Below are 25281 nucleotides of genomic sequence, written 5' to 3' on the forward strand. Positions count from 1 at the left end.
GTGCCGGGGGCGCGCCGCGCGGTGCGATGGCGGGAGGGCCCGCCGTGAGGCGCCAGGGGCGCCGGAGCCGCGAGCGCCGACCGGCGCCCGTGCGTTCCCGCCCCGGACCCTCGGGCCACCACCGCATCGGAAGGCGACAACGCCAGAACGCGAAAGGCTGCTGATGAAAACCGCCGAACACGGCGCCGGCCCCGGACTCACCTGGACGCTGCGCGGCAAGCGCCCCGAGGACGTGCTGATCACCGCCGACGGCGAGCTGCCCGCGCTCGACCGGAGCTGGGACGGCGCGCGCGGTGCCGGAGTGCGGGTCTGCGTAGTGGACTCGGGCGTCGAGGACGGCCATCCGCTGATCGGCCCGGTCGACGGCGCGTGGACGGTGCGCAAGGACGAGACGGGCACCAGCGTGGTCGAGACGACGGCGACCGACACCTGCGGGCACGGTACGGCCTGCGCGGGCATCATCCGCAGGACCGCGCCGGACTGCGAACTGTACAGCGTGCAGGTGCTCGGCAAGGGGTTCGGCGGGACCGGCGACGTCCTGCTCGCGGGACTGCGCTGGGCGATCCGGCAGGGCTTCGACGTGATCAATCTCAGCCTGTCCACGACGAGGCCGCAGTTCGCCGAGGAGCTGCGGGTCCTCGCCGACGAGGCGTACTTCCGGGGGACGGCGATCGTCGCCTCCGCGCACAACACTCCGGTGGAGAGCTACCCGTGGCGCTTCGCCTCGGTCATCTCGGTGGGCAGCCACCAGGAGGACGATCCCGATCTGCACCTGTACAACCCGAGCCCGCCGGTCGAGTTCTTCGCGCCGGGCCAGAACGTCCAGGTGGCCTGGCTCGGCGGGGCGACGATCAGGACCACGGGCAACAGCTTCGCCACGCCGTACATCGCCGGGCTCTGCGCCCGCATCCTGTCCCGGCACCGCCGGATGACGACCTTCCAGCTCAAGAACGCGCTCTACCTTTCCGCGGCCAACGTCCAACTGGGCATCAGGGGTGCTTCGTGACACAGAGCAACACAGCGACGGATCCGCTGTCGCAGGAGTTGATGCAGTCGGTGGTCGACACGGCACGGGCCATCTTCGGCGCCCAGGCCAGTTCGGTGTTCCTGCTGGACGAGTCGAGCCATGAACTGGTCTTCCAGGCCGTCTCCGGCCAGGGCGAGAGTTTCCTGGTGGGGCGGCGGTTCCCGGCCGAGAGCGGGATCGCGGGATGGGTGGTCTCCTCGGGCGAGCCGATGGTCGTGGACGACCTGTCGCACAGCGCGTCCTTCGACCGGGACTTCGCGGAGTCCACGGAGTACGTGCCCGATTCGCTGATGGCCGCGCCGCTGACGCACGGTGACCGGGTGCTGGGAGTGCTGGAAGTCCTCGATCCCGTGCCGCAGTCCAGGTCGAGCCTGGACGAACTGGATCTGCTGGCGCTCTTCGCCCGGCACGCGGCGGCGGCGCTGCGGGTGGTCGTGGACCGCGCGCGGCCCGCCGACAGCGGCTCGCTCGGCGGTGACGGGCGCGCGGCGGCGCTGCGGATGGCCGAGGATCTGCGGCGGCTGCTGGAGACCTCGGCCTGAGTCGTGGAGACCTCCGCCCAGCCCGTGGGCCGCCGCTGACCCGCACCGACCTGCGACGCGCCGGAAGCGGAGGGACGGGAGATCCCAGGGCGTTCACAGGTGCGAGTGGTCCCCTGAACAGGTGACAATGAGTAGGGTGTGTTCCTCCGGCCCCGGATCATCTGCCTAGCCTGAGCCGGGGAGAGGGAGGTGGCCGTGACACGACGAGTACGCTTCGGCCGCCGCCTCCCGACGCCCCGCCCCGACCTCTCGCCTCAGGTGCCGACCGGTGGCCGGACACCGCCGGTGCTCACCGCGCTGCCGTACGTGTTCATGGCCGTGGTCGCCGTGGTGGACGTGAGCGTCGGGACCAGTATCGGCCTGCTGCCGCTGGTCTCGCTCGGCCCCGCCTTCTCCGGTCTGGTCGGCGGCTGGCGACGGACCGCCCTGGTCGGGGCCCTGGCGGTCGCGCTCGTGTGCGCCCTGGGCGTCTACGACGGCCTGTTCGAGGAGCGGCGCGGTTTCAGCGCCCTCGCCTCGGTGATCGGCGTGACGGTCGCCGGAGTGATCGCCGCCGTGATGCGGCAGCGCCGCGAGACCGAATTCGCCAGCGTACGGTCGATCGCGGAGGTCGCCCAGCGCGTCCTGCTGCGCCCCGTACCGCGCAGCGCGGGCCATCTGCGCACGGCCGTGTCGTACACCTCCGCCGTCGCCGAGGCGCGCATAGGCGGCGACCTGTACGAGGTCGTCGCGTCGCCGGTCGGCGTGCGGGTGATCATCGGCGATGTGCAGGGCAAGGGCCTCGAAGCGGTGGAGACCGCCGCCGTGGTGCTCGGCGCCTTCCGTGAGGCCGCGCACGACGAAGGCGATCTGACGGGCGTCGGCGAGCGGGTGCAACGGGCCGCGGACCGGGCGCTGAGCGGCGAGAAGTTCGTCACCGCGATCATCGCCGAGATCAGCGAGGAGCGCGGCGCCACCCTCCTCAACTTCGGTCACCCGGCGCCGATGGTGCTGCGCCAGGACGGCGGCGCGTGCTTCCCCGAGCCGCCGCAGTACGCGATGCCGCTGGGGCTCGGCGTGCACGGCGGTGACGGTCCCGAGCCGTTCGCCGTCCCCTTCGGGCCCGGTGACCAGATGCTGCTCTACACCGACGGTGTCACCGAGGCCCGCGACCACACCGGCGCGTTCTATCCGCTCGGGCAGCGCGCGCACTTCCTCAAGGACCCGGATCCGGAAGCAGCGTTGGAGGCGCTGCGGACCGATCTGGTGCAGCACACGGAGGGGCCGCTGCACGACGACGCGGCGATGCTGCTGCTGCGCTTCCGTGACCCCGGCCCGGCGTTCACCGCCTTCGAAGGCGCCTGACGGCCCGGACGGCTGGGACGGCTGGGACGGCGCCAGCCCGGGTAAAGGATTGGCAATGTGCGGATGCCTCGATGTGCGGTCCGTGACGGGTTGTCCGCAATGAGCGACCGGCCGCTCCCGAACACCCCTGCGAACACCGGTTTCGCGTCATAGAGTGTCGAGCCGTATACGCGGGCGGAGGCATGCACCGTATGCCGGTCGCGGTTGGAGGAGATCCCGGTGACGCTGCGCGCGCCCAAAGGCGGACCGGTCCCGCCGGACAGCCCGGCCGTGTCCGCGGCGCATCTCCAGCGTGACGAGGCGGCGGCGCTCACGCTCTACCAGCGGCTCCGCGACGTGGGCGAGGGACGGATCGAGGAGGTCACGGAGGCGGCCGGTCTGGACGCCGCGGAATCCGCGGGCGGCTGGCGGCGGCTGGAGGAGCTGGGCCTGATCCGGATCGTGGGCGCGGTGGTGGAACCGGTCGACCCGGACGCGGCCATGGCGCACGCGATGGACACCTACAGCGAGAACACCGCCAGGCAACTGCGGGACGCGCACTCGTTGCGCTGGGTCACCGAGTCCCTGATGACCGTCTTCCGCCCGGCCGTCGCCCGTGACCTGGCCGATGTCGCGGTGGAGCGGCTCGGCGACCGCAAGCGCAGGACGCGTACGGTGCGGGACCTCAACGCCGCCGTTCTGGACGCCTGCGACTCGATGCACCCCGGTCCGATGCCTCCGGCGCAGGCGCTGGAGACGTCGCTCGACGAGGACGCGAAGCTGACCGCGCGCGGTATCCGGGTCCGCGTGATCTACCCCGAGTCGCTGCTGCGCTCCCCCAAGTACACCTGGTATCTGCACCGGTTGCTCGACGTCGGCGTCGAGGTGCGGCTCCTGGAGCACTCCCCCTTCGACATCCTGCTCTTCGACCGGCACACCGCGTGCGTGCCCGGCGACCCCGAACGGCCGAGCGAGTCCATGCTGTTGATCCGGGGCTCCGCCCTCCTGAAGGGCTACATCGCGCTGTACGAGGACTACTGGCTGCGTGCCTCCCCGGTCGTCTTCGCCGCGCCGCCCGCCGAGGGTCCGGAGGTCAACGACCAGGAGCGCACGGTCATCCGGCTGATGGCGAGCGGGCTGAGCGACGACCAGATCGCCCGGAAGATGGGCGTGCACCGCCGCACCGTCCAGCGCGCGGTCGCCAAACTGATGGACCGCCTTGATGCCACCAGCCGCTTCGAGGCGGGTCTCAAACTCGCCCGCGACCCGGCCCTGATGAAGGTCTACCCGCTGAACTGACCGCCCGGGGTGACCTGTTGACGGCCGTGATGTACCAGCGGGGGCGCCACCAGGCCCAGGTGGCGCCCCCGCCGACTGCCTTCGGCGGCCTCCACACCAGGTGGAAGGCCGCCTCCGGCAGCCCCGGCCCGCGGATATTCGGGGGATCCACGGGCCGGAAGTCGTGTCGCCTCGGCGGTCCGGCCGTCGCCCGAGGCGGGTGGTGCGCACGCGGGACATCCGCGTGATGGGGATCGGCCTGCCGACAACTCCCCCGCTACGCCGAAACGTTCGCGAGCCCTCCCGGAGCCGACGGCATGCCGTTCCCCCCAAGGCCGCGCACCGGCCGAAGTCACCTCCGGCACCGTACCCGACCACGCCTCGATCTTTACTCACCCGACAACCGCTGGCTACGAACCCCCGAGTACGTAATGCCCGGTGAACGGCCTCGCGCAGGCCACCGGAGGTGTCCAAAAGGAGACAGCGACCCAACTGGACAACGGTGGCGACGGCGTACCGAGCGCGCTTGCCGCCTGCCACTGGTCGCTACGTCGTCGCAGGTCAACGGTGTTGCCACGGACGGCGACCGGCCACTGACACAGGGCGGGGCACAACCGCTGAGGACGGGTTCGCGCAGGTGGTGGGGGTCGGCCAAGTCGGTTGACACTCCATGCGTCCAGCGAACACGATCGACTGGTAAGCGCATTCTGCGGCTGGGCACGCCACTGGTCAGTCCGGGCGCGGGCCGAGCATCCGGGGGGAACGGTCATGACGCGCGGCTCGAACAGCACCACCCCGCTCATCCGCGGGTTTCTGCGGCAGGCCCGCAAGGATTACGCGGGGCCGCCGGAGCCGGGCAGCGGGCACGCGGGGCACCGCCCCGCCGGGCTGAGCCAGCAGGCGGTGGCGCACCGGATGGACATCTCGCCGCGGCTGTACCAGGACTGGGAGGGCGGCGGCCGGCCGGTGCCGGTGCACCGGCTGGACAGCCTCGCGAGCACACTCGGCCTCGACCCGCACCAGCGCGACGAGTTGTGGTTCATCGTGACCGGCGGCTTCGCGCCGACCGGCCCGTCCCAGCCGGACCTGGAGGCGATGAGCGGCTGGCGGCTGTATCTGCGCGCGCTCCAGGTGCCCGCGCTCGTCCTCGACAGCACGTGGCGCATCCACGAGGACAACGCGGCCTGGCGCGGCCTGTTCGAGCCCGAAGGGCAGCGGCCACCGGCGAATCTGCTGCGCTTCATCCTCTTCTCGCCGTACGCGCGCCGCCTGTGCGGGGACTGGCAGGCGAGTTGGGCGGTGCCGTACCTGCGGCAGCTCAGGCTGGAGGCGGGGATAAGCGGGGAGCCGGAGCTGCGGCGTATCGTCGCGGAGCTGCAACTCGATCCGGAGCTGGGCGTGTTGTGGCAGACGGTCGGCCGGGGCGGACGGATGGCTCTGCACAACGACGGTCAGGTCCGGCTGCTGATCCCGCCGGGCGGCCGTGCCCCGTACCGTGTACGCACCCTGGTCTCCTCCCCCGCCCACAACCCCCGTGTGCGGATGGTGACCTTGCTGCCGACTCCCGTCGAGGCGAGCGTGATCGCCCACGAACCGCTGGTGTCGCTGCCGCCGACCGCCGCGTGACATCGGTGGCGAGAGGAGCGGGAGCGGCGGGAGTGGCGGGAGCGCGGCCGCGGGCCCGGAGCGCATCTTCCGTACCCGCGGCCGAACGCCTCGCGACGCCTTACGGCTGTCGCGGTCCTCGCGGCTGACGCGGTGCTCGCGCCGTCGGCGCTGCCGGCGCTGTTCGCCGCGTCAGCGGATCGTGACCTTGACGATGTTGGAGATCCCGCCGCCGCCGACGATGCGCAGGTTGTTGAGGCCCTTGATGCCCAGCTTGACCCGCAGGTTGTACGTGGCGTCGTGGTTGGTGTTCATCGACGCGGGCAGCGAGACCCAGCGCTTGCCCTGCATCTGCTGGAGCGTCACCCGCGTGCCGACCTTGATGTTCTTGGTCGTGCCGTAGATCCGGAACTGCTGCCATGCGTTGATCGCGCTGACCGTCGCCTTGGCGGTGATGGCGGGTCGGGCGACGGCGGGCGCCGCGGCGACGCTGTCCGCCGCGACGGCCTGGGCCACGGGGGCGGTCAACAGCGTGAGGGCGGTAAGACCGGTGGCACAGGCTCGCGAGAAGCGAAGCATGAGGGCTCCTACGGGGTAAACACTGACATTTCGTCACATCGTAGGAGCCTGCCGCCACTTCACCGGCGCGTGACGCGCCGGTGCGTGCGGGGGATTCCGGTCAGGAACCGCCGGGCACCGGACCCGCTAGACCGTGTCCTCCCCGCGCTCCAGCAGCGTGGCCGCGGCGCCGACGATGCGCGGGTCGGGCGTACCGACCACCTCGTCGTCCCTGTCCGCGTAGTCGAAGCGGGCGAGGACACTGCGCATGGCCTCGACGCGCGCACGCTTCTTGTCGTTGCTCTTGACCACCGTCCACGGCGCGTAGGCGGTGTCCGTCTCACGGAACATCGCCACCTTGGCGGCGGTGTAGTCGTCCCAGCGGTCGAGCGAGGCGAGGTCCATCGGGCTGAGCTTCCACTGCCGCACCGGGTCGACCTGCCGGATGGTGAACCGGGTGCGCTGCTCGTCGCGCGAGACCGAGAACCAGAACTTCACCAGGTGGATGCCGTCGTCCACCAGCATCCGCTCGAAGGCGGGGGCCTGCCGCATGAAGCGGTGGTATTCGTCGTCCGAGCAGAAGCCCATGACCCGCTCGACGCCCGCCCGGTTGTACCAGGAGCGGTCGAACATCACGATCTCGCCCGCGGTCGGCAGGTGCGCGACGTAGCGCTGGAAGTACCACTGCCCGCTCTCGCGCTCGGTGGGCTTCTCCAGGGCGATCACCCGTGCGCCGCGGGGGTTCAGGTGCTCGATGAACCGTTTGATGGTGCCGCCCTTGCCCGCGGCGTCCCGGCCCTCGAAGACGATGACCAGCCGCTGGCCGGTCTCCTTCACCCAGCTCTGGAGTTTCAGCAGCTCGATCTGCTGGAGCCGCTTGTGCAGTTCGTACTCGGGCCGCTCCATCCGCGTGTCGTACGGGTAGTTCTCCCGCCAGGTGTCGACGACGCTGCCGTCCGCCCTGACCAGGACCGGGTCGTCCTGGTCGGTGTAGTCGACCTGCATGCCCGCAAGGAGTGCGGAGCCGTCGGTGCCTGCGCTCATCGCTCGCCCGCCCTTCGCCGGTGGAAACGTCAGTGGACCCGGTGGCCCTCAGCCACCGCGGGTGGCCTCAGTGGAACTGCGGAATGATCAGGTACAGCCCGTAGAGCACCGCGCACGCGCACGCCAGGAAGCATGCCCCGGCGCCCGCGAGCTGTCCCGTTCCGCTGCCGCCCGACGCCCGTACGGTGTCGCGGACGGAGAGCGCGAGCACCCCGATCGCGAAGACCACGACCACGCCGACGGTGGCGCCGAAGCTCACCGCGGCCACCTCGCCCAGCGCGTTCCAGTCCACACTCATACTGCTGTTCCCCTTTCCCCGATGATGCCGGTGATTCCGATGACTCCGGTGACTCCGGTGGCGTCGCCGCTCAGGCGCCCGCGCCGGCGGGCGCGGTGGGACGGACGGAGGTGGTGTGGCCGTGGTTCACATTGTCCGCGCGCACCGGGTTACGGCGCGAGAGGACGACGATGCCGCCCGCCACCGCGACGGCGATCAGCGCGATCACCACGACGCCCGGCGTACCGCCGTGCACGACGACGCTCGCGGCCACCGCGCCGACCACGGCGGCCGAGGGCAGCGTCACCAGCCAGGCGAGCGCCATCCGGCCCGCGGTGCCCCAGCGGACCTCGGCGAGCTTGCGTCCCATGCCCGCGCCGAGGATGCCTCCGGAGCAGACCTGCGTGGTGGACAGCGCGAACCCCAGATTCGCGGAGGACAGGATGACCGCGGTGGACGCCGACTCCGCGGCGAAGCCCTGCGGCGACTCGATGTCGACCAGGCCCTTGCCCATGGTGCGGATGATCCGCCAGCCGCCGAGATACGTGCCGAGCGCGATGGCCAGGCCGGCGGTGAGGATCACCCAGACCGGCGGATCGGCGTCGTGGCCGAGCGCTCCGCAGGAGATCAGCGCGAGGGTGATGACGCCCATCGTCTTCTGCGCGTCGTTGGTGCCGTGCGCCAGCGAGACCAGCGAGGCGGAGGCGATCTGGCCGATCCTGAAGCCCTTGGAGACGGTGTCCTTACGGGCCCGGCCGGTGAGCCGGTAGGCGAGGTACGTCGCCGCTAGCGCCGCGAGCCCGGCCACGATCGGCGAGGCCACCGCGGGGATGAGGATCTTCTCGACGACCTTGCCGAAGTGGACGCCGTGCTGGCCCGCGCCGACCCACACGGCACCGATCAGGCCGCCGAAGAGCGCGTGCGAGGAACTGGACGGCAGTCCGAGCAGCCAGGTCATGAGATTCCACAAGATGGCGCCCACCAGGCCCGCGAAGATCATGCCGGGAGTCACCAGCGCGTCGTCGACGATGCCGCCGGAGATCGTCTTCGCGACCTCCGTCGACAGGAAGGCGCCGACCAGGTTCAGCGCGCCGCTGAGCAGGACGGCGACCTTCGGCCGCAGCGCTCCCGTGGCGATGGACGTGGCCATCGCGTTGGCGGTGTCATGGAAGCCATTGGTGAAGTCGAAGGCCAGGGCCGTGACGATGACCAGTGCCACAAGGAATGTGATGTGGTCCATGTGCCCAGGGAAGCAGCCTCGGACATACGCACGGGGAAGGGCGGGTGAAGGACCGGCGTGAAGGAGCGGGCGGACCCGCGCCGGGCGGTGCTTGACTGGTCCCGCGCGGGGCGGTAGGGAGATCCCGTCACCGCGCGGACGGTGCGAGTTGGGGGGAACCATGAAGCCGCTCGAAGCGGGTGATCCCACTTCCGTGGGCGAAGGCAGATACCGGCTGGCCGGCCGGCTCGGCCAAGGCGGTATGGGCGTGGTGTACTTCGGCCGGTCGCGGTCCGGCCGGGCGGTGGCGGTCAAGGTCGTACGCCCCGAGTTGAGCACCGAGCCGGGTTTCCGGCGCCGCTTCGCCGACGAGGTGGCGGCGGCGCGCCGGGTCGGCGGCTTCCACACCGCGCCCGTGGTGGACGCCGATCCGCACGGCGAACCGGCCTGGCTGGTCACGGCGTTCGTGCCGGGTCCCACGCTGGCGGACGTGCTCGCCGATGTCGGCGCGCTGCCGACGGACACCCTCACGGTGCTGGCGGCCGGGCTGGCGGAGGCGCTGGAGGCGATCCACCGGGCGGGGGTGATCCACCGCGACTTCAAGCCCGCGAACATCATCGTGGCCGAGGACGGGCCGCGCGTCATCGACTTCGGCATCGCCCGCGCCCTCGACGGCACGGCGCTGACCCAGACCGGGCTCCAGATCGGCACCCCCGGCTTTCTCGCGCCCGAGCAGCTGACCGGCGGTCAGGTCACCGCGGCGGTCGACATGTTCGCGCTGGGCGTCGTGCTCAGCCAGGCGGCGGGCGGCGCGCCCTTCGGTGACGGTCCGTCAGCGGCCCGGCATTACCGGGTCGTTCACGAGACGGCGGACCTCAGGGCGGTACCGGACGAGCTGCGCGCGCTGGTCGCCGCGTGTCTGTCGAAGGAGGCCGCCGAGCGGCCCACCCCTTCGGAGTTCTTGAGCAGGCTGACGGTACGTCACCCGGAGGACGGCGAGTGGCTGCCCGCCGAGGCGACGGCGCTGCTGACGCAGGTGGAACCGCAGGCCGTACCGCCCGTTGTCCCGACGCCCCCGCCCCACGCCGCCGGGCCCACCCCCGCGTCCGAGCCGACCGCCTCCTACGCGGTTCCCCTGGCGGGGAGTTCGCCGTCGCCGCTCGCGTCCCCGTACGGTCCGGGGCAGGGGTACGGCGGCCCGCCGACGCCCGCGCCGACCCCGACGCCCGGTTTCGGGCCGCCGTCGGGTCCGCCCCGAGACCGGCGCAAGGTGACCGCGGCCGTGGGCCTTGTCGTGGTGGCCGCCGCGGTGGCGGGGGCGCTGGTCTGGCATCCGTGGACGTCCGGCTCCGCGAAGGACGACAACGCGGGCCCTCCCCCGGGCGGGCACACCACGGCCTCCTCGTCAGCGCCGCCGACCCCGGCGCCGTTCCCCGACGTGCCGCTGCTGGTCCGGGTGGACACCGCCCCCGGCTGGCCCGGCACCTGCCACGCCTACATCGCGCTGCGCGACAGCACGACCGACCGCCTCAAGCGGCTCGCGTCGGGCAGCCCCTGCGACTTCCTCCCCAAGTGGTCGCCCGACCGGAAGACCGTCGCCTTTACCCGCAGGACCGCCCAGGACACCTCGGTGTGGACGGTCGGCGCCGACGGGACCGGCGCCAAGCGGATCGCCGAGACCTCGGGCGGCCGGGTCTCCTGGTCTCCCGACGGCGGCAAACTGGCCGTGCTGCGCAAGACCGGCGGCGTCCAGCAGCTCTACGTCGTGGACGTCGCGGACGGCTCCGCCCAGCAGATGACCACCGGCAGCACCCGTATCGAGGACCCTTCCTGGTCCCCCGACGGCACCCGTATCGCGATCTGCGTCGAGAAGGGGACGGGCAACTGGCAGATCAACACGGTCGATCCGACGACGCCGGGCGCCGCACCGCAGCGGATCACCGACCTGCCCCGGCCCGCCCTCGACCCGGTCTGGTCCCCCGACGGCAAGGTCTTCGCCTACACCTCGGGCGACTACGGCAAGGGCACACAGGGCGACATCCGCCTCGTCGGCACCGACGGAACCGGCGACCGGCCGCTGGCCGCCACCTCGGCCCACGAGATGGACCCCGACTGGTCTCCCGACGGCACGTGGGTGGCCTTCGTCCGCGGCCCGCTCGCCACCCCCGAGATCTGGGCGGTCCGCGCCGACGGCACCGGCGAGCGACGGCTCAGCACCGACACGGCCACCGAGGGGCACCCCGCCTGGGCGGTCAAGGGCGGCGGCTGAGTCCAGGGGCGGCGCGAAAAGCATGAGAGTTGACTCTCACACATTGTGAGAGGACACTCTCACGCCATGGAACCGGGTAACCGTTTGGGAGACATCGAGATCACCGACCCGAAGGCGATGCGCGCGCTCGCGCATCCGGTGCGGCTGGCGATCCTGGAGCATCTGCAACGCAACGGGCCCGCGACGGCCACGGTGCTCGCACCCCGCGTCGGGGCGACCCCTTCGGTGACGAGCTGGCATCTGCGCCATCTCGCGGGCTTCGGGCTCGTCCGGGACGCGGACCCCGATCCGGGCGCCGGGGGCGACGAGCGGCGGGACCGGCGCGAACGACGGTGGCAGGCGGTCGCGCGCGGCTTCCGCTTCGAGGCGCCAAAGGACGAGGGAGACGAGGAGGGCCGCTCGGCGGCGCGGCTGCTCTCCCGTGAGATGTTCCTGCGCTCCGCCGATCTGCCGGCCCGCTGGGCGGCCACCGTGGAGCCCGGTCTCGATCCCGCGTGGCAACGGCTCTCGGGGCTCTCCAACACGCGCGTCACGGTGACGCCCGAGGAGGCCGCCGCCATCGAGGACGGGATCGAGCGCGTGCTCGCGCCCTATGTGATGCGGGACGCGGCGGACCGTCCGGCCGCCGCCCGCACCGTACGCCTGCTGCGCTACACGCTCCCTGAAGGTGAACCTCAAGGTGAGGGTGAAGGTCCGGCTGAGGTTGAGGCACAGGGCCGCGCACCGGACACGGATACGGATACGGATACGGCCGCGCGTAAGGACGATGACGACGGCGACGGCGGCACCCGGTGACCGCCGCAGCGACGCAACCGCCCCCGATATCCGTGGCGCGCGACCGCCGCTTCGTCCGCTTCTGGGCAGGTCAGACCGTCTCGCAGTTCGGCGACCGGATCAGCGAACTGGCCCTGCCGCTGATCGCGGTGAGCGCGCTGCACGCCTCCGCCAACCAGGTGGCCTGGCTGACCGCCCTGATCTGGACACCGAATCTGCTGGCGATCGTCCTGGGCGCGTGGGTCGACCACCAGGCCCGCAAGCGCGGCCTGATGGTGGCCGCGGATCTGATCCGCGCCGGGGTGCTGCTGTCGCTGCCCGTCGCGTACCTGGCGGGGGCGGTGACGCTCGGTCAGCTCTACGCGGTGGCCCTGCTGATCGGGGCCGCCGAGGTGCTGTTCAACACCTCCTATCCCCCGTTCTTCGCGCACCTCGTGCCGCGCTCGTCGTATGTGGACGCGAACAGCAAGCTCAGCGCGAGCCGGTCCGCTTCGTACGTCGCGGGCCCTGCCGTGGGCGGCGCGCTCGTGCAGGCGCTGACCGCGCCGGTGGCCGTCGTGGTCGACGCGCTGTCCTTCCTCGCGTCGGCCGTGCTGATCGGGCGGATCAGGATCGACGAGCCGCCGGTCGCGGCGGGCGAGCGGGACGCGCCGCTGCTGCGGCGGGCGAAGGAGGGGCTGGCGTTCGTCGTACAGCATCCGGTGCTACGGGCCGGGCTCGGCACCTCGACCACCGTCAACTTCTTCACCTTCGTCTCCGGCAGCGGTCTGATGGTGCTCTTCGCCACCAGGAGCCTCGGTCTGTCGGCGGGCTTCATCGGCCTGGCCTTCGGCATCGGTTCCACGGGCGCGCTGCTCGGCGCGGTCCTGGCGCCGCGGATCTCGCGGCGGATCGGGATGGGACGCAGCATCGCGATCGGGGCGGTGCTCTTCCCCGCGCCGATCGCGCTGGTGGCGGTCGCCGACGGGCCGCCGTGGGTCGGCGCCGTGGCGCTGACCGCCACCGAGTTCCTTTCCGGCCTCGGTGTCATGCTCTTCGACGTCAACCTCAACTCCCTTCAGGCGTCCGTGATCCCCGACGGGATGCGCAGCCGGGTCTCCGGCGCGTACGCCACCGTCAACTACGGCATCCGTCCGCTCGGCGCGGTCGTCGGCGGTGTGCTCGCGACCTTCCTCGGGCTGCGTACGACCCTGCTGGTCGCGGCGGTGGGCGGGGCGCTGTCCGTGCTGTGGCTGCTGCCGTCGCCGGTGCCCGGCATCCGCTCGATCGACCAGGACGAACGCCCGGAGGACGCCACGAACACCGAGGACACGGCAGACACGGGGGACGGCGAGGGCGCCGAGAAGACGGCATCGGCAGACGGCGCGGTGGCCGTCGGCCGCCGGCGGGGCCGTCGAGAAGACCAGGATCGGGACGCGGTGCCGTAACTGGGGGTCAGGGCGTGGTGCCGTACACCTGGACCTCGTGGAGCGAGTAGCCGTACGCCGTCCCGCGCGCCGTCCCGTACGCCGTGCCGTTGACGCGGACGTAGCGGCCGGTCCCGGTGTCGCCGGCCGTCTCGTGCGGGCCGGGGCAGGAGATGTCGCCGCCGGGCGGGGTGTTGTCGTACCAGCCGTAGAAGGTGAGGAACGTCTGCCGGTCGGTGGAGGCCGCCGCGGCCGGGGACTTCGCGGCGGCCGAGGCGTGCGGGGGCGCGCCGGCGAGCGCGGCCATGACGGAGTGTTCGGTGACGCCGGGTCGCGCGGTGGACGCCTGACGGGCGTACGGGACCGGACCGGGATCGCGATACCGGTCCCGGGCGTCAGCCCTCGCCGCGGGCCGCGGCCTGCCGGCGGCGCTTGCCGAGGGCGGCCTGCGACAGATCCTCGGCGTTCGAGGTGAGGTTCTTCCAGCCGTAGCCGCGCTCGGTCAGCCAGCCGCGGGCGGCGGCCTCGGCGCGTTCCGCGGCCTCCAGGATGTCCTCTTCCGCCTCGCCCGAGTCCAGGTAGCGGAAGGTGAAGAAGGGGCGGGCCGCGAGGTCGTAGGTCAGGGTGCCCTCGGCGGTGAAGGCGGCGTGCAGGATGTCGTGCTCCGCCGCCCGCGCGAGGAGTGCGGTCCGCTGGTCCGCGGTGAGCGCGTCGAAGGCGCCGCGGACCGTGATCCGGAATGTACGTGTACTCATCCCCTGATCGTAGGCAGCCGGTCGGCGATCGGCGTACCGGTTTTCCCGGCGACCGTGGCGAGCGTGGCAACCGTGGCGAGCGCGGCGGCCGGGCAGAACAGACCGGGCGCCCGGCCCTCCGGCGCCGCCTCTCCCCCGCGTCCGGCCGCTCGTCCCGCCTTGTGCTTGACAGGCACTCCCGATGCTGATTTTTTAGCTGTCATACGCCCGAACCGAATGGTCGGTCGGTGCATCCACAAGGTGGTGGGCAGCGGTGACTCAGGGCAGCGACGCCAGGCTCGACACGGGACAGGCACCGGGTCCGCCCCCGGACGCGGTACGCGCGTCCGCGAAGGGGGCCGCGAACGGCGCCGGGATCGCGGCGGCGCAGGCGATGTTCTCGGCCGACCGGGCGTCGAACGGGCTCGGTATCGAGCTGCTGCACCTCGGCGAAGGCGTCGCCGTCGTGCGCATGGTCGTCACCGCCGCGATGGTCAACGGGCACGGCACCGCGCACGGCGGCTATCTCTTCCTGCTCGCCGACACCGCCTTCGCCTGCGCCTGCAACACCGACGGCGCCGCGACCGTCGCCGCGGCGGCGGACATCGACTTCGTCGCCCCGGCCCATGAGGGCGACGCGCTGCTGGCCACCGCCCGTGAGCGGGCGCGGTTCGGCCGCAGCGGGATCTACGACGTACAGGTGCGGCGCGGCGACGAGCTGGTCGCCGAATTCCGCGGCCGGAGCCGTACGCTGCGCGGCGCCGACACGAAGGAGACCTCGTGAGCCACCTGGGCGGGACGACCCCGCGGGAGACCCCGGACGCGGCGGAGCGGATGACCCGCGCGGAGCTGATGGACCTTCAGCTCGCGCGGCTCCAGGCGACGTTGCGCCACGCGTACGCCCATGTGGAGCTGTACCGGCGGAAATTCGACGAGGCGGGCGTCGTACCCGCCGACTGCCGGACGCTGGAGGATCTGGCACGCTTCCCCTTCACCACCAAGGCCGATCTGCGCGACACGTACCCCTTCGGGATGTTCGCCGTGCCGATGTCCGAGGTGCGCCGGGTGCACGCGTCGAGCGGCACCACCGGTCGTCCCACGGTGGTCGGTTACACCGAGGGCGACCTGTCGATGTGGGCCGACGTGGTGGCCCGTTCGATCCGCGCGGCGGGCGGCCGTCCCGGCGACAAGGTCCATGTCGCCTACGGGTACGGCCTGTTCACCGGGGGCCTGGGCGCGCACTACGGCGCGGAGCGTGCCGGCTGTACGGTCATCCCCGCGTCGGGCGGCATGACGGCCCGTCAGGTGCAGATCATCCAGGACTTCGAGCCCGAGATCATCATGGTCACCCCGTCGTACATGCTCACGCTGCTCGACGAGTTCGAGCGGCAGGGCGTCGACCCGCGCGGCACCTCGCTGCGGGTGGGGATCTTCGGCGCGGAGCCGTGGACGGAACAGATGCGCCGCGAGATCGAGGAGCGCTTCGCCATCGACGCCGTCGACATCTACGGCCTGTCGGAGGTGATCGGCCCCGGCGTGGCGCAGGAGTGCGTGGAGACCAAGGACGGTCTGCACATCTGGGAGGACCACTTCTATCCGGAGGTGGTCGACCCGCTGACCGACGACGTCATGTCGCAGGGCGAGAGCGGCGAGTTGGTCTTCACCTCGCTCACCAAAGAGGCGCTGCCGGTGATCCGGTACCGCACCCGTGATCTGACGCGGCTGCTGCCCGGCACCGCGCGGCCCGCCTTCCGCCGGATGGAGAAGGTCACCGGCCGCAGCGACGACATGATCATCCTGCGCGGGGTGAACGTCTTCCCGAGCCAGATCGAGGAGATCGTGCTGCGGACACCCGGTGTGGCGCCGCACTTCAGGATCGAGCTGACCCGGCGCGGCCGGATGGACCACATGACCGTCTACGCCGAGGCCAGGGCCGACACCGGTACGCAAGTGCGGGACGCGGGCGCGGCGGCCATCGCACAGGGCGTCAAGGACGGTGTGGGCGTGAGCGTCGAGGTGCGGGTCGTGGACCCGGAGACGCTGGAGCGGTCGGTCGGCAAGATCCAGCGGGTCAAGGACCTGCGGGCGAAAGACTGAAGGCGAAGGACTGAGGGCGCGGGCCTGAGCCCCGGCGCGCACCCGTAAGAGCGGCGGGCGGACCTCTCGTGCGGAGGCCCGCCCCTGTGCGCTGTGCGCACGTGCCGTACGGCCGCCCCGGCGTGGAACGGCCGTACGCGTCCTAGTCGATGTCGATCGGACCGTCGGACGACGTGCCCTTGCCGCCCTTCCCCTTGCCGTTGCGGCCGTCGCCCGGGTGGGTCAGACCGCGCAGCGCGGGCAGGTGGTCCGAGCTGTCAGAGTCAGAACCGGAGCCGCCCTCGCCGCCGTTGAGGTTGTTGCGGACCGAGTCGAGGATCGTCAGTCCCTGGCTGACCAGGCCCGCCGCGATCTCGCTGAGCCCGTCGGAGCCGTTGAGGACGTTGACATTGGCTCCGGCCAGACCGCCGGCCGCTTCCTTCACGATGAGCGGGAGCTGGTCGATCAGCATGCGGTCGAGCGCCACCCGGTCGTGCGAGGCCGCCGCGGCGGCCTGGATGCGCATCCGCTCGGCGTCGGCGACGGCGAGCACCCTGATCCGCTCGGCCTCCGCCTCAGCGGGCTTGACGATCTCCGCCACGAGCTGCTGCTGGCGCAACTCGGCCGCGCGCAGCGCCAGTTCGGTCTGCGCGGCGAGCACTTCCTGCTGCGCGTGCGCCTGGGCGAGCGGGCCCGCCTGCGCGGCCTCGGCCTGCGCGCGGTCGACCTGCGCCGAGTACTCGGCCTGTACGACGGCGGTCTGCCGGGCGTATTCCGCCTGGTTCCTGGCGGCGATCTGCTGCGCCTCCACCGACGCCTGCGTGGCCTGGGCCTGCGCGATCTGCGCCTGCCGCTGGATGGCGGCCTTGTGCGGCGCCGACATGGCGTCGATGTAGCCGGTCTCGCCGTCGTCGATGGACTGGATCTGCAACGAGTCGACGCTCAGGCCGATCTTCGCCATCTCCGTCTTGGAGGTCTCCAGCACCTCGGAGGCCAGCTTCTGCCGCTCGGTGACGATCTCCTCGACCGTCATCGAGCCGATGATCGACCGCAGGTGACCGGCGAAGATCCGGCCGGTCAGAATCGACATCTGGTCCTGGTCGGACAGGAAACGCTGTCCGGCGTTGACGATGCTCTCGTGGTCGTTGCCGACCTTGAACGCGATGACGGCCTTCACCGTCAGCGCGATGCCCTGCCGGGTCACACAGGTCTCGGCGACTTCCGCCTCGCACATCGCGAGCGTAATGAACCGGGTCTTGCGGAAGACCGGCAGAACGAACTTTCCGTGGCCGGTGACCACACGGAACGGCGCACCCCCCAGTCCACGCCGACCGCCCGAGATCAACATCGCCTCGTCCGGCGCGGGAACGCGGTAACCCAACATCCTTTGTCTCCTTCATGTGCGCCGGCTCAGTCGGCCAGCGCGTCCAACGGGTCGGCCCACTCGATGACGTCCACCTGGCGTGTGCCACGCGAGTCCACCACCAGCACGGTCGCCCCCTTAGGCAGGGGTTCCTCGGACCAGGCGAGGAAGGTCTCGCTGCCTCCTCTGACCCGCACGTAGACCTCACCGGGTCCGGCGAGGCCGCGCGTGCCGATGAGCAGCTCCCCCGTACAACCGATCACGGCTTCGTCCTGCGCCATTCCCGGCCGCCCCTCACTTCTCGTGTCCGTTCCGGTCCTGGAATCTCCGTCTCATTCATCCTCCCACCAGCGGCCTCTTCCGGTCCGTCACCGGTCCGTACCAAATACCGAACGCGGCACCGTACCGCTCGTCCGTGGAAGGTGATTGGAGGCGCCACGGGGGTCCCGCTCGTGCCAGGGTGTGGGAAGACCGTTCCTTCGCTGGGAGGCTGGATGTTCCGGGGCTTCACCGCGCCCTTGTCAGGCAGGACCGAGCGCGACCGTACGACGGCCGCCTCCGCGTTGGCGTACATCCGTACCGAGACGGGCAGCGCGGCCGTGCTGCTCGCGGCCACCCTGGTGGCGCTGGTCTGGGCGAATGTGGCGCCCGGCGGCTACGAGTCGGCGTGGGCGACGCATCTGTCCTTCCGTTTCGGGGACCACGGGCTCGACCTGGATCTGCGGGAATGGGTGAACAGCGGTTTGATGACGCTGTTCTTCCTGGTCGTCGGCCTGGAGGCGCGGCGCGAATTCGACATGGGCGAGCTGCGCGACCGGCGCCGCATCCCGCTGCCCATGCTGGCCGGGATCAGCGGCATGGCCGTACCGATCGCGATCTACCTCGCGGTGAACGCGGGCCGGTCCTCGGTGCACGGCTGGGGCACCGCGATGTCCACGGACACGGCCTTCGCGCTGGGCATGCTGGCGCTGCTCGGCTCGCGGTTCCCCGAACGGCTGCACACCTTCATCCTGACCGTCGCCGTCGTGGACGACTTCCTGGCGCTCGGCGTGATCGCGGTGGCGTACAGCGACCACATCTCGTGGACGCCGCTGATCGTCGGGATCGGCGTCCTGCTGGTGGTGTACGCGGTACGCAGCGCCGGTGTGCGGCGCGGCGCGGTCTACGGGGTGCTGGGGGTGATCGCCTGGGTGGCGTTCCTGCATTCCGGGGTGGACCCGCTGGTCGTCGGTCTGATCATGGGCCTGCTCTCCTTCGCCTACCCGGCGTCGCGGGACGCGCTGGAGCGGGCGACGGGGCTGTTCCGGTCCTTCCGTGAGCAGCCGACCGCGGAGCTGGAGCGCGAGGCGCGGCTGGGCCTGGCCTCCGCGGTCTCCCCCAACGACCGGCTCCAGCGGCTGTGGCACCCGTGGAGCAGCTATGTGATCGTGCCGGTGTTCGCGCTGGCCAACGCGGGGATCGAGATCAACGGCTCATTGCTGGCCGACGCCTTCACCTCGCCGATCACGCTCGGCATCCTGCTGGCGTACGGGCTCGGCAAGCCGATCGGCATCGTGGGCGCGTCCGCGCTGGCCACCAAGCTGAGCCGGGGCCGGATGCGGCCGTCGGTCGGCTGGGCGGCGGTGCTGGGCGGCGGTTCCATCGCGGGTATCGGCTTCACGGTGTCGCTGCTGATCGCGACGCTGGCCTTCGACGGGGACCAGCTCGCGCAGGCGAAGATCGGCGTGCTCAGCGCGGTCGTCTTCGCCATGCTCAGCACGACGGTGGTCGCGCTGGTCGCCGGGCGGCTGCCGGAGACGCGCAGGGCGCGCGCCCTGCTGGGCACCGCGGAGTCCGTCGTGGACCTCGTCGAGCCCGTCGACCCGGACCGCGACCATGTCCGCGGGCCGGTGGACGCCCCGGTGACGATCGTGGAGTACGGCGACTTCGAGTGCCCCTTCTGCGGCCAGGCGGAGACCGTCGTACGCGAACTGCTCGCCGACTTCGGCGACAGCGTCCGCTACGTGTGGCGGCACCTGCCGCTCAACGACGTGCACCCGCACGCCCAGCTCGCCGCGGAGGCGTCGGAGGCCGCCGCCGAGCAGGGCCGCTTCTGGGAGATGCGGGACCTGCTCTTCGAGCGGCAGGACGCGCTCAAGGTGCGCGATCTGCTGGACCACGCACGGGAGATCGGGCTCGACGTGGTGGTGTTCAAGGAGTCGCTGCACAAGCGGCACGGCGCGCGGCGGATCGCGAAGGACGTGGAGTCCGCCGACCTCAGCGGGGTGTCGGGTACCCCGACCTTCTTCATCAACGGCCGCCGCCACCATGGCGCGTACGACATCGACAGCCTGTCCGCGGCGGTGATCTCGGCGCGCGAACGGGCGCTGGTGGAGCAGGGCGGGGCGCAACCGTAGGGAACCCTCGACCGGGCCCGAGCTCTACAGGGGTCGCTCAGGGGCCTCAGGGGTCTTAGGGGTCTCAGGGGTTTGCGGGTCTCAGGGGTGGAGGGAGCGGACCGCTCGGGGGACGTCGGGGGCCTGGTGGCCGCCGCTGGCGATCATCCGCACCTCGCCGTCCGCGCTGATCTCGGCGCGGACGATCCCGGTCTCGTCCTCGTAGACCGGGTACCCGCCCGCGCCGGATTTCTCGGTCCGGCGTACGACGACGACGTCGTCCTCCACCGCGGGGGCCTGGAACACCAGCTCGTAGATCTCCGGGTCATCCATAAAGGACCTCCTGACCCGCCCATCATCTCTCGCGACGCACCGCCCCGCCTCTGGGAACCTGAGGGGCTGGGGAGGACGGGCCGATCGGCGGACAGAGAGGTGAACGCGGACGGAAAGATGAACAACGTGTCACACCGGCCGGTCGGGGGCGCCGGTCCGCTGACACATCGGCCGCCGCTGTGATTCCCTGGCGTCATGACCCCGCCGCTCGTGATGCGCCGCCACGTGGACTACGGGCGTGTCACCAGCATGGGCTGTCCCGCCGTGCGCTGACGTCGCGCTCTCGGCGTCCTGCCGCCCGCAACGGCCGCTGATCACCCCCCTTTCACCACGCAAGGCGCGTTCCCGTGCCGCGCCGTGCCACCGCCGGGTGCCGTCCTCGCCGCCCGCCGTAGGGGCCGTCGCGGTCGCGGTCCGCGCGCCGGACGTATCCGCGCATCCGTACGGCGCGCTTCGCGCAAGCCGAGGGCCGTACGCCATTTCCCAGGGGAGAGCCATGACCCAGCCCATCGACTCCGTGACCGCGGGCACCACCGCGCAGGACACCGCGGCGCGGGACCTGCCGGGGTGGTCGTTCGAGACCCAGCAGGTGCACGCGGGCACCGCGCCCGACCCGACGACCGGCGCGCGGGCGGTGCCGATCTACCAGACGACGTCGTTCGTCTTCCGCGACACGCGGCACGCCGCCGACCTGTTCTCGCTGGCGGAGCCCGGCAACATCTACACACGGATCCACAATCCGACCCAGGACGCCTTCGAGCAGCGGGTCGCCGCGCTGGAAGGCGGAGTCGCGGCGGTGGCGCTGGCGTCGGGGCAGGCCGCGGAGACGCTGGCGATCCTCACGCTGGCGCGCTCCGGTGACCACATCGTCTCCAGCGCGTCGCTGTACGGCGGCACGTACAACCTCTTCCGTCACACACTGCCGAAGTTCGGCATCGAGGTGTCCTTCGTGGAGGACCCCGACGACGCGGACGCGTGGCGGGCGGCGATCCGGCCGGAGACGAAGGCGCTGTTCGCCGAGACGCTGGGCAATCCGCGCGGCAATGTGCTGGACGTGCGGGCGGTCGCCGATGTCGCGCACGCTGCGGGTCTGCCGCTGATCGTGGACAACACGGTGCCGACGCCGTTCCTGCTGCGGCCGATCGAGCACGGCGCGGACATCGTGGTGCACTCGGCGACCAAGTTCCTCGGCGGGCACGGCACGACGATCGCCGGAGTGGTCGTGGACGCCGGCACCTTCGACTTCGGCGCGCACGCCGAGCGGTTCCCCGACTTCACCGAGCCCGACCCCAGCTACCACGGGCTCCGGTACTGGCCGGCGCTCGGCCCCGGCGCCTTCGCGGCGAAGCTGCGCGTGCAACTCCTGCGCGACCTCGGCCCCGCGCTCTCGCCGCACTCGTCCTTCCTGCTGCTCCAGGGCGTCGAGACGCTGTCGCTGCGGCTGGAGCGGCACTCGACCAACGCGCAGGCGCTCGCGGAGTGGCTGGAGGCGCGCGACGAGGTCGCGGTCGTCCACTATCCGGGGCTGCCCTCCAGCCGTTGGTACGACGCGGCCCAGCGCTATCTGCCGCGCGGGGCGGGCGCGGTGCTCGCCTTCGAGCTGCGGGACGGCGCGGAGGCCGGAAAGCGGTTCGTGGACGCGGTGTCGCTCTTCAGCCACCTCGCCAACATCGGTGACGTGCGGAGCCTGATCATCCACCCGGCGTCCACCACGCACAGCCAGTTGGACGAGGAGCAGCTCGCCGCGACCGGCGCCTCGCCCGGCCTGGTGCGGCTGTCGGTCGGCATCGAGCACATCGACGACCTCAGGGCCGATCTGGAGGCGGGCTTCCGCGCGGCGAAGGGCGCGTCCTGAACACCGCCGCCACCACTGGGGTCCCGCTGCTGCCCGCCACGGGCGCCTGGCAGCCGGGGGACCCGCGGGGGCGCCGGCGCTGGCACTCCCTCGACCGGCCGCTGGCCTTGGAGGCGGGCGGCGAACTGCCGGGCGTGCGGCTGGCGTTCGAGACCTGGGGGCGGCTCGCGCCGGACGCGTCCAACGCCGTCCTGGTGCTGCACGCCCTGACCGGGGACAGCCATGCGGCGGGCCCGGCGGGTCCGGGGCATCCGACCGCCGGGTGGTGGGACGCCCTGATCGGACCGGGCCGCGCGCTCGACACCGACCGGTGGTTCGTGGTCGCGCCGAACGTCCTCGGCGGCTGCCAGGGCAGCACCGGTCCGTCCTCGTACGGTCCTGACGGCCGTCGCTGGGGCGGCTCCTTCCCGTTCCTGACGCAGCGTGACCAGGTCGCCGCCGAGGCGGAGTTGGCGGACGCGCTGGGCATCGGGAGCTGGGCGCTGGTGGTCGGCGGGTCGATGGGCGGGATGCGCGCCCTGGAGTGGGCGGTCGGTCGCCCCGAGCGCACTCGGGCCCTGCTGCTGCTCGCCTCCCCCGCCGCGGCGAGCGCCGAGCAGATCGCCTGGGCCGCCGTCCAGTCGCACGCCATCCGCTCGGACCCGCACTGGCGCGGCGGCGACTACCACGACGCGGGCCCGGGACGCGGACCGCACGCGGGGCTCGGCCTCGCGCGGCGGCTGGCCCACGTCACCTACCGCAGCGAGGGCGAGCTGCGGTCCCGCTTCGGCCGCTCCTCGCAGAACGGCGAGGAGCCCTGGCGCGGCGGGCGGTACGCCGTCGAGTCGTATCTCGACCACCACGCCGCCAAGCTGGTGCGACGGTTCGACGCGGCCAGCTACGTCGTGCTCACCGAGGCGATGAACGCGCACGACATCGGCAGGTCCCGCGGCGGTACGGCGGCGGCCCTGCGCCGTGTCACCGCCACGACCCTGGTCGCCGGAGTCGACTCCGACCGCCTCTACCCCCTCCCCCAGCAGGCTGAGTTGGCGGCGGGAATCCCGCACTGCGACCGGCCGCGGATCGTCGAATCGCCGTACGGGCACGATGGATTCCTCATCGAGACGGATCAAGTGGCGTCGCTGGTCGGAGAACTGACGGCGTGACGGGCACAGGGCGCCGGCGGAAAGACCAACGCCTGGAAGCTGGAAATCTGGTCTAGGCCATGTCAATGAGCCCGGCACAGGTTTCTAAAACGTGCCAGTGACGTGCCGGTAACCAGGCGGTATCGCGGGCGCGGCCGGGCACGCGAGAGCATCCGGGCGGTCCACAGCGCGGGGAGACGTACTCCTACGAGCGAGGGGCGCGCCGCCAACAGCGATAAGGCGGCGCGCCCTCAGCGGCGGTCCGACCTCAACAGCCCGACGGAAGCGCGGCGTTACGGCTTCGCGGCGTTACGGCCTGGGCGGCGGCGCAGTCGAGCCCCTCGGGACGAGGCCGGGGACCTGGGCCGCGTGCGAGGCCGGCTTGCGATGCGTCATCACGTCGAAGAGCGTCTCGGTGACGTCGGCGCCGAAGGAGAAGATGTCGTGCCGCATCGCCGAGAGCGTTGGCCGGGTGAGCTGGCACAACTGCGAGTCGTCCCAGGCGAGTAGAGACAGGTCCTGCGGTACGGACAGGCCGAATTCGGCGGCGACGCCCAGTGCGGTGACGGCCATGATGTCGTTGTCGAAGACGATCGCCGTGGGGCGCTCGGCGGAGAGCAGGAGCGTACGGCAGGCGCGGCTGCCCTGGTCGGCGGAGAAGTCGGCGACGACGGTCTGGGCCGACAGGCCCAACTCGGCCGCGGTCTCGGTGAACGCGCGGGTCCTGATGGCGCTGTGGCCCAGCTCGGCGGGTCCGCTCACCCGGGCCACCCTGCGGTGCCCGAGCGCCGCCAGATAGCGGACCGCCTCCACGGTCGCGGCGGCGTCGTCGGTCCACACGGAGGTGAACGGACCGGCGAGCGAGGGGTGTCCGACGGCCACGGCCGGCAGGCCGATCGCGGACAGTGCCGGGATGCGCGGGTCGTCCACCCGTAGGTCGACCAGGATGCTGCCGTTGACCCGGTTGCCCTGCCACCACTCCCGGTGGACCTCGATCTCGTCGTCGGCCTCGACCAGCCGCAGCAGGAGGGAGCACGAGTGGCGGCCGAGCACGCTCTCGATACCGGAGATGAACTCCATGTAGAACGGTTCGAGGCCGAGCATCCGCGCGGGTCTGGCGATGGCGAGTCCCACGGTGTGCAGCGCCCGGCCGGACAGCGACTGCGCCGCCTGGTTCGGGCTCCAGCCCAGGTCACGGGCGGCCTGAAGGATGCGTTCCTTCGTGCTGGAGGACACGCCCGGCTTGTTGTGCACGGCGATGGTCACAGCGGACGGCGAGACTCCCGCACGCCGGGCGACGTCCTTGATCGTGGCCTTGCGCCCGCCGCCCGCCGCTGCCGTCTGGCTCACCCGGATGTCCGCCTTCGTCTCGTGGTCGGGCCGTGCCGAGACGCGCCGCACCGGGGCCGGACGTCGCGGGTCGCGGGCGTCCCGGCCGAGGGGTGGACCGTGCGAGCCGCCTCGTCGGCTCAGCGTACACTCAAACGTTGCATACGCGCCGGTCGGCGACCGGCTCGACGGCTCGGGCCAGGTCGGCGGTTGACAGTTGACGGGCCCACGCCCTGGCCGTACGCCGCGACGCCGGCCCGTGGCTCAGCGCGCTCCGGCCGTGGCCGCTCCCGCGATGGCCGCCGCGCCGACCAGTCCGGCGTCACCCCGCAGCGCGGCCCGCTCCACGAGCACCCCGGCCGCGAACGGCAGCGCGGCGTACGACTCCAAGTGGCGGCGCAGCGGCGGGAACAGGACGTCGGCGGCCTCGGCGACGCCCCCGCCGATGACGGGGGGTCGGGGGGGGGGGGGGGGGGGGGGGGGCGGGGGGGGGGGGGGGGGGGGGGGGGGGGGGGGGGGGGGGGGGGGGGGGGGGGGGGGGGGGGGGGGGGGGGGGGGGGGCGGGGGGGGGGGGGGGGGGGGGGGGGGGGGGGGGGGGGGGGGGGGGGGGGGGGGGGGGGGGGGGGGGGGGGGGGGGGGGGGGGGGGCGCGGTCGGTGCGGTGCCGGTGTCGCCGGGGGCGCCGTCGCCTGACGCGAGGTCGGTCAAGGCGCGGTAGTCGACGTCCCTGCCCAGTTCACGCCCGGCCTCGCGTACGCGCTGTCCCGAGCC

General features: G+C 72.2%; 24 protein-coding genes and 1 pseudogene. 13 read left to right on the forward strand and 12 right to left on the reverse strand.

Going from position 1 to position 25281, the window contains the following annotated elements; genetic code table 11:
• Positions 1-163: 163 nt before the first annotated feature.
• The 5 genes from BGM09_RS33830 (at position 164) to BGM09_RS33850 (ending at position 5796) form a co-directional block, all read left to right on the forward strand.
• The gene (locus tag BGM09_RS33830) at positions 164-1006 is read left to right on the forward strand and encodes a S8 family peptidase (RefSeq protein ID WP_188285567.1); all 843 of its coding nucleotides are present in this window, start codon (positions 164-166) and stop codon (positions 1004-1006) included.
• Between the two features lie 41 nt (positions 1007-1047).
• Entirely contained in the window at positions 1048-1569 is a 522-nt protein-coding gene (locus BGM09_RS33835) for a GAF domain-containing protein (RefSeq protein WP_188285584.1), read from the forward strand.
• A 312-nt stretch (positions 1570-1881) separates the two neighbouring features.
• A complete protein-coding gene (locus tag BGM09_RS33840; protein ID WP_188285585.1) occupies positions 1882-2913 on the forward strand; it encodes a PP2C family protein-serine/threonine phosphatase in 1032 nt (343 codons plus the stop codon).
• A 219-nt stretch (positions 2914-3132) separates the two neighbouring features.
• Entirely contained in the window at positions 3133-4191 is a 1059-nt protein-coding gene (locus BGM09_RS33845) for a helix-turn-helix transcriptional regulator (RefSeq protein ID WP_188285568.1), read from the forward strand.
• A gap of 747 nt (positions 4192-4938) precedes the next feature.
• Entirely contained in the window at positions 4939-5796 is an 858-nt protein-coding gene (locus BGM09_RS33850; RefSeq protein ID WP_188285569.1) for a helix-turn-helix domain-containing protein, read from the forward strand.
• Positions 5797-5967: 171 nt separating this feature from the next.
• Here the strand turns inward: BGM09_RS33850 and BGM09_RS33855 are convergent, their stop codons facing one another.
• The 4 genes from BGM09_RS33855 to BGM09_RS33870 all read right to left on the reverse strand — a co-directional run bounded on the left by BGM09_RS33855 (position 5968) and on the right by BGM09_RS33870 (position 8894).
• A complete protein-coding gene (locus BGM09_RS33855; protein WP_188285570.1) occupies positions 5968-6354 on the reverse strand; it encodes a hypothetical protein in 387 nt (128 codons plus the stop codon).
• Between the two features lie 126 nt (positions 6355-6480).
• Positions 6481-7377: a polyphosphate kinase 2 gene (ppk2, locus tag BGM09_RS33860; RefSeq protein WP_188285571.1), complete on the reverse strand. Its 897-nt coding sequence runs from the start codon at positions 7375-7377 to the stop codon at positions 6481-6483.
• Between the two features lie 67 nt (positions 7378-7444).
• Positions 7445-7675 carry a hypothetical protein gene (locus BGM09_RS33865; protein WP_188285572.1) on the reverse strand — a complete coding sequence of 77 codons (231 nt, stop codon included), beginning with the start codon at positions 7673-7675 and terminating at the stop codon, positions 7445-7447.
• A 70-nt stretch (positions 7676-7745) separates the two neighbouring features.
• Positions 7746-8894, reverse strand: a complete 1149-nt coding sequence (locus BGM09_RS33870) for an inorganic phosphate transporter (RefSeq protein WP_188285573.1) — start codon at positions 8892-8894, stop codon at positions 7746-7748.
• A gap of 193 nt (positions 8895-9087) precedes the next feature.
• Between BGM09_RS33870 and BGM09_RS33875 the strand changes: the two genes are divergently transcribed.
• The 3 genes from BGM09_RS33875 to BGM09_RS33885 all read left to right on the forward strand — a co-directional run bounded on the left by BGM09_RS33875 (position 9088) and on the right by BGM09_RS33885 (position 13343).
• Positions 9088-11142, forward strand: coding sequence for a protein kinase domain-containing protein (locus BGM09_RS33875; protein WP_317452992.1), 2055 nt, complete (start codon positions 9088-9090; stop codon positions 11140-11142).
• A gap of 66 nt (positions 11143-11208) precedes the next feature.
• Positions 11209-11937: an ArsR/SmtB family transcription factor gene (locus BGM09_RS33880; RefSeq protein ID WP_188285575.1), complete on the forward strand. Its 729-nt coding sequence runs from the start codon at positions 11209-11211 to the stop codon at positions 11935-11937.
• The gene (locus tag BGM09_RS33885) at positions 11934-13343 is read left to right on the forward strand and encodes an MFS transporter (RefSeq protein ID WP_188285576.1); all 1410 of its coding nucleotides are present in this window, start codon (positions 11934-11936) and stop codon (positions 13341-13343) included. The genes BGM09_RS33880 and BGM09_RS33885 overlap by 4 nt, the downstream gene beginning before the upstream one ends.
• Positions 13344-13350: 7 nt before the next feature.
• Here BGM09_RS33885 and BGM09_RS33890 read toward each other — a convergent pair whose 3' ends face one another.
• From BGM09_RS33890 to BGM09_RS33900, 3 genes are all read right to left on the reverse strand, one after another.
• Complete coding sequence (locus BGM09_RS33890) at positions 13351-13629, reverse strand: hypothetical protein (RefSeq protein WP_188285589.1); 279 nt, start codon at positions 13627-13629, stop codon at positions 13351-13353.
• A gap of 88 nt (positions 13630-13717) precedes the next feature.
• Positions 13718-14077, reverse strand: a complete 360-nt coding sequence (locus tag BGM09_RS33895; protein WP_188285577.1) for a DUF6204 family protein — start codon at positions 14075-14077, stop codon at positions 13718-13720.
• Positions 14074-14253, reverse strand: coding sequence for a hypothetical protein (locus tag BGM09_RS33900; RefSeq protein ID WP_188285578.1), 180 nt, complete (start codon positions 14251-14253; stop codon positions 14074-14076). The genes BGM09_RS33895 and BGM09_RS33900 overlap by 4 nt, the downstream gene beginning before the upstream one ends.
• Positions 14254-14450: 197 nt before the next feature.
• Between BGM09_RS33900 and paaI the strand changes: the two genes are divergently transcribed.
• Entirely contained in the window at positions 14451-14840 is a 390-nt protein-coding gene (gene paaI, locus BGM09_RS33905) for a hydroxyphenylacetyl-CoA thioesterase PaaI (protein WP_188285586.1), read from the forward strand.
• A 50-nt stretch (positions 14841-14890) separates the two neighbouring features.
• The gene (gene paaK / locus BGM09_RS33910; RefSeq protein ID WP_188285587.1) at positions 14891-16153 is read left to right on the forward strand and encodes a phenylacetate--CoA ligase PaaK; all 1263 of its coding nucleotides are present in this window, start codon (positions 14891-14893) and stop codon (positions 16151-16153) included.
• Between the two features lie 142 nt (positions 16154-16295).
• On the opposite strand, the gene BGM09_RS33915 is transcribed toward paaK, so the two are convergent.
• Positions 16296-17516, reverse strand: a complete 1221-nt coding sequence (locus BGM09_RS33915; RefSeq protein WP_223187979.1) for a flotillin family protein — start codon at positions 17514-17516, stop codon at positions 16296-16298.
• Positions 17517-17542: 26 nt separating this feature from the next.
• Positions 17543-17776 (reverse strand): hypothetical protein, encoded by a 234-nt coding sequence (locus BGM09_RS33920; RefSeq protein ID WP_188285579.1) that lies wholly within the window; start codon positions 17774-17776, stop codon positions 17543-17545.
• A 213-nt stretch (positions 17777-17989) separates the two neighbouring features.
• Between BGM09_RS33920 and nhaA the strand changes: the two genes are divergently transcribed.
• Positions 17990-19891: a Na+/H+ antiporter NhaA gene (gene nhaA / locus BGM09_RS33925; protein WP_188285580.1), complete on the forward strand. Its 1902-nt coding sequence runs from the start codon at positions 17990-17992 to the stop codon at positions 19889-19891.
• Between the two features lie 81 nt (positions 19892-19972).
• Here the strand turns inward: nhaA and BGM09_RS33930 are convergent, their stop codons facing one another.
• The gene (locus BGM09_RS33930; protein ID WP_188285581.1) at positions 19973-20203 is read right to left on the reverse strand and encodes a DUF6296 family protein; all 231 of its coding nucleotides are present in this window, start codon (positions 20201-20203) and stop codon (positions 19973-19975) included.
• 496 nt (positions 20204-20699) lie between these two features.
• Here BGM09_RS33930 and BGM09_RS33935 point away from each other — a divergent pair, with 496 nt between their 5' ends.
• A complete protein-coding gene (locus BGM09_RS33935) occupies positions 20700-22058 on the forward strand; it encodes a bifunctional o-acetylhomoserine/o-acetylserine sulfhydrylase (protein ID WP_188285582.1) in 1359 nt (452 codons plus the stop codon).
• Positions 22055-23203, forward strand: coding sequence for a homoserine O-acetyltransferase MetX (locus BGM09_RS33940; RefSeq protein ID WP_188285588.1), 1149 nt, complete (start codon positions 22055-22057; stop codon positions 23201-23203). The genes BGM09_RS33935 and BGM09_RS33940 overlap by 4 nt, the downstream gene beginning before the upstream one ends.
• Before the next feature lie 288 nt (positions 23204-23491).
• Here the strand turns inward: BGM09_RS33940 and BGM09_RS33945 are convergent, their stop codons facing one another.
• Together BGM09_RS33945 and BGM09_RS38265 are read right to left on the reverse strand one after the other, a co-directional pair.
• Complete coding sequence (locus BGM09_RS33945; protein WP_317452993.1) at positions 23492-24532, reverse strand: LacI family DNA-binding transcriptional regulator; 1041 nt, start codon at positions 24530-24532, stop codon at positions 23492-23494.
• Between the two features lie 243 nt (positions 24533-24775).
• Positions 24776-24961: pseudogene (locus BGM09_RS38265) on the reverse strand (ROK family protein); the annotation flags it as partial.
• Positions 24962-25281 lie beyond the last annotated feature (320 nt).

Origin of the sequence: Streptomyces sp. CBMA29 (genome assembly GCF_014596445.1) — a bacterium.
Classification (GTDB): Bacteria; Actinomycetota; Actinomycetes; order Streptomycetales; family Streptomycetaceae; genus Actinacidiphila.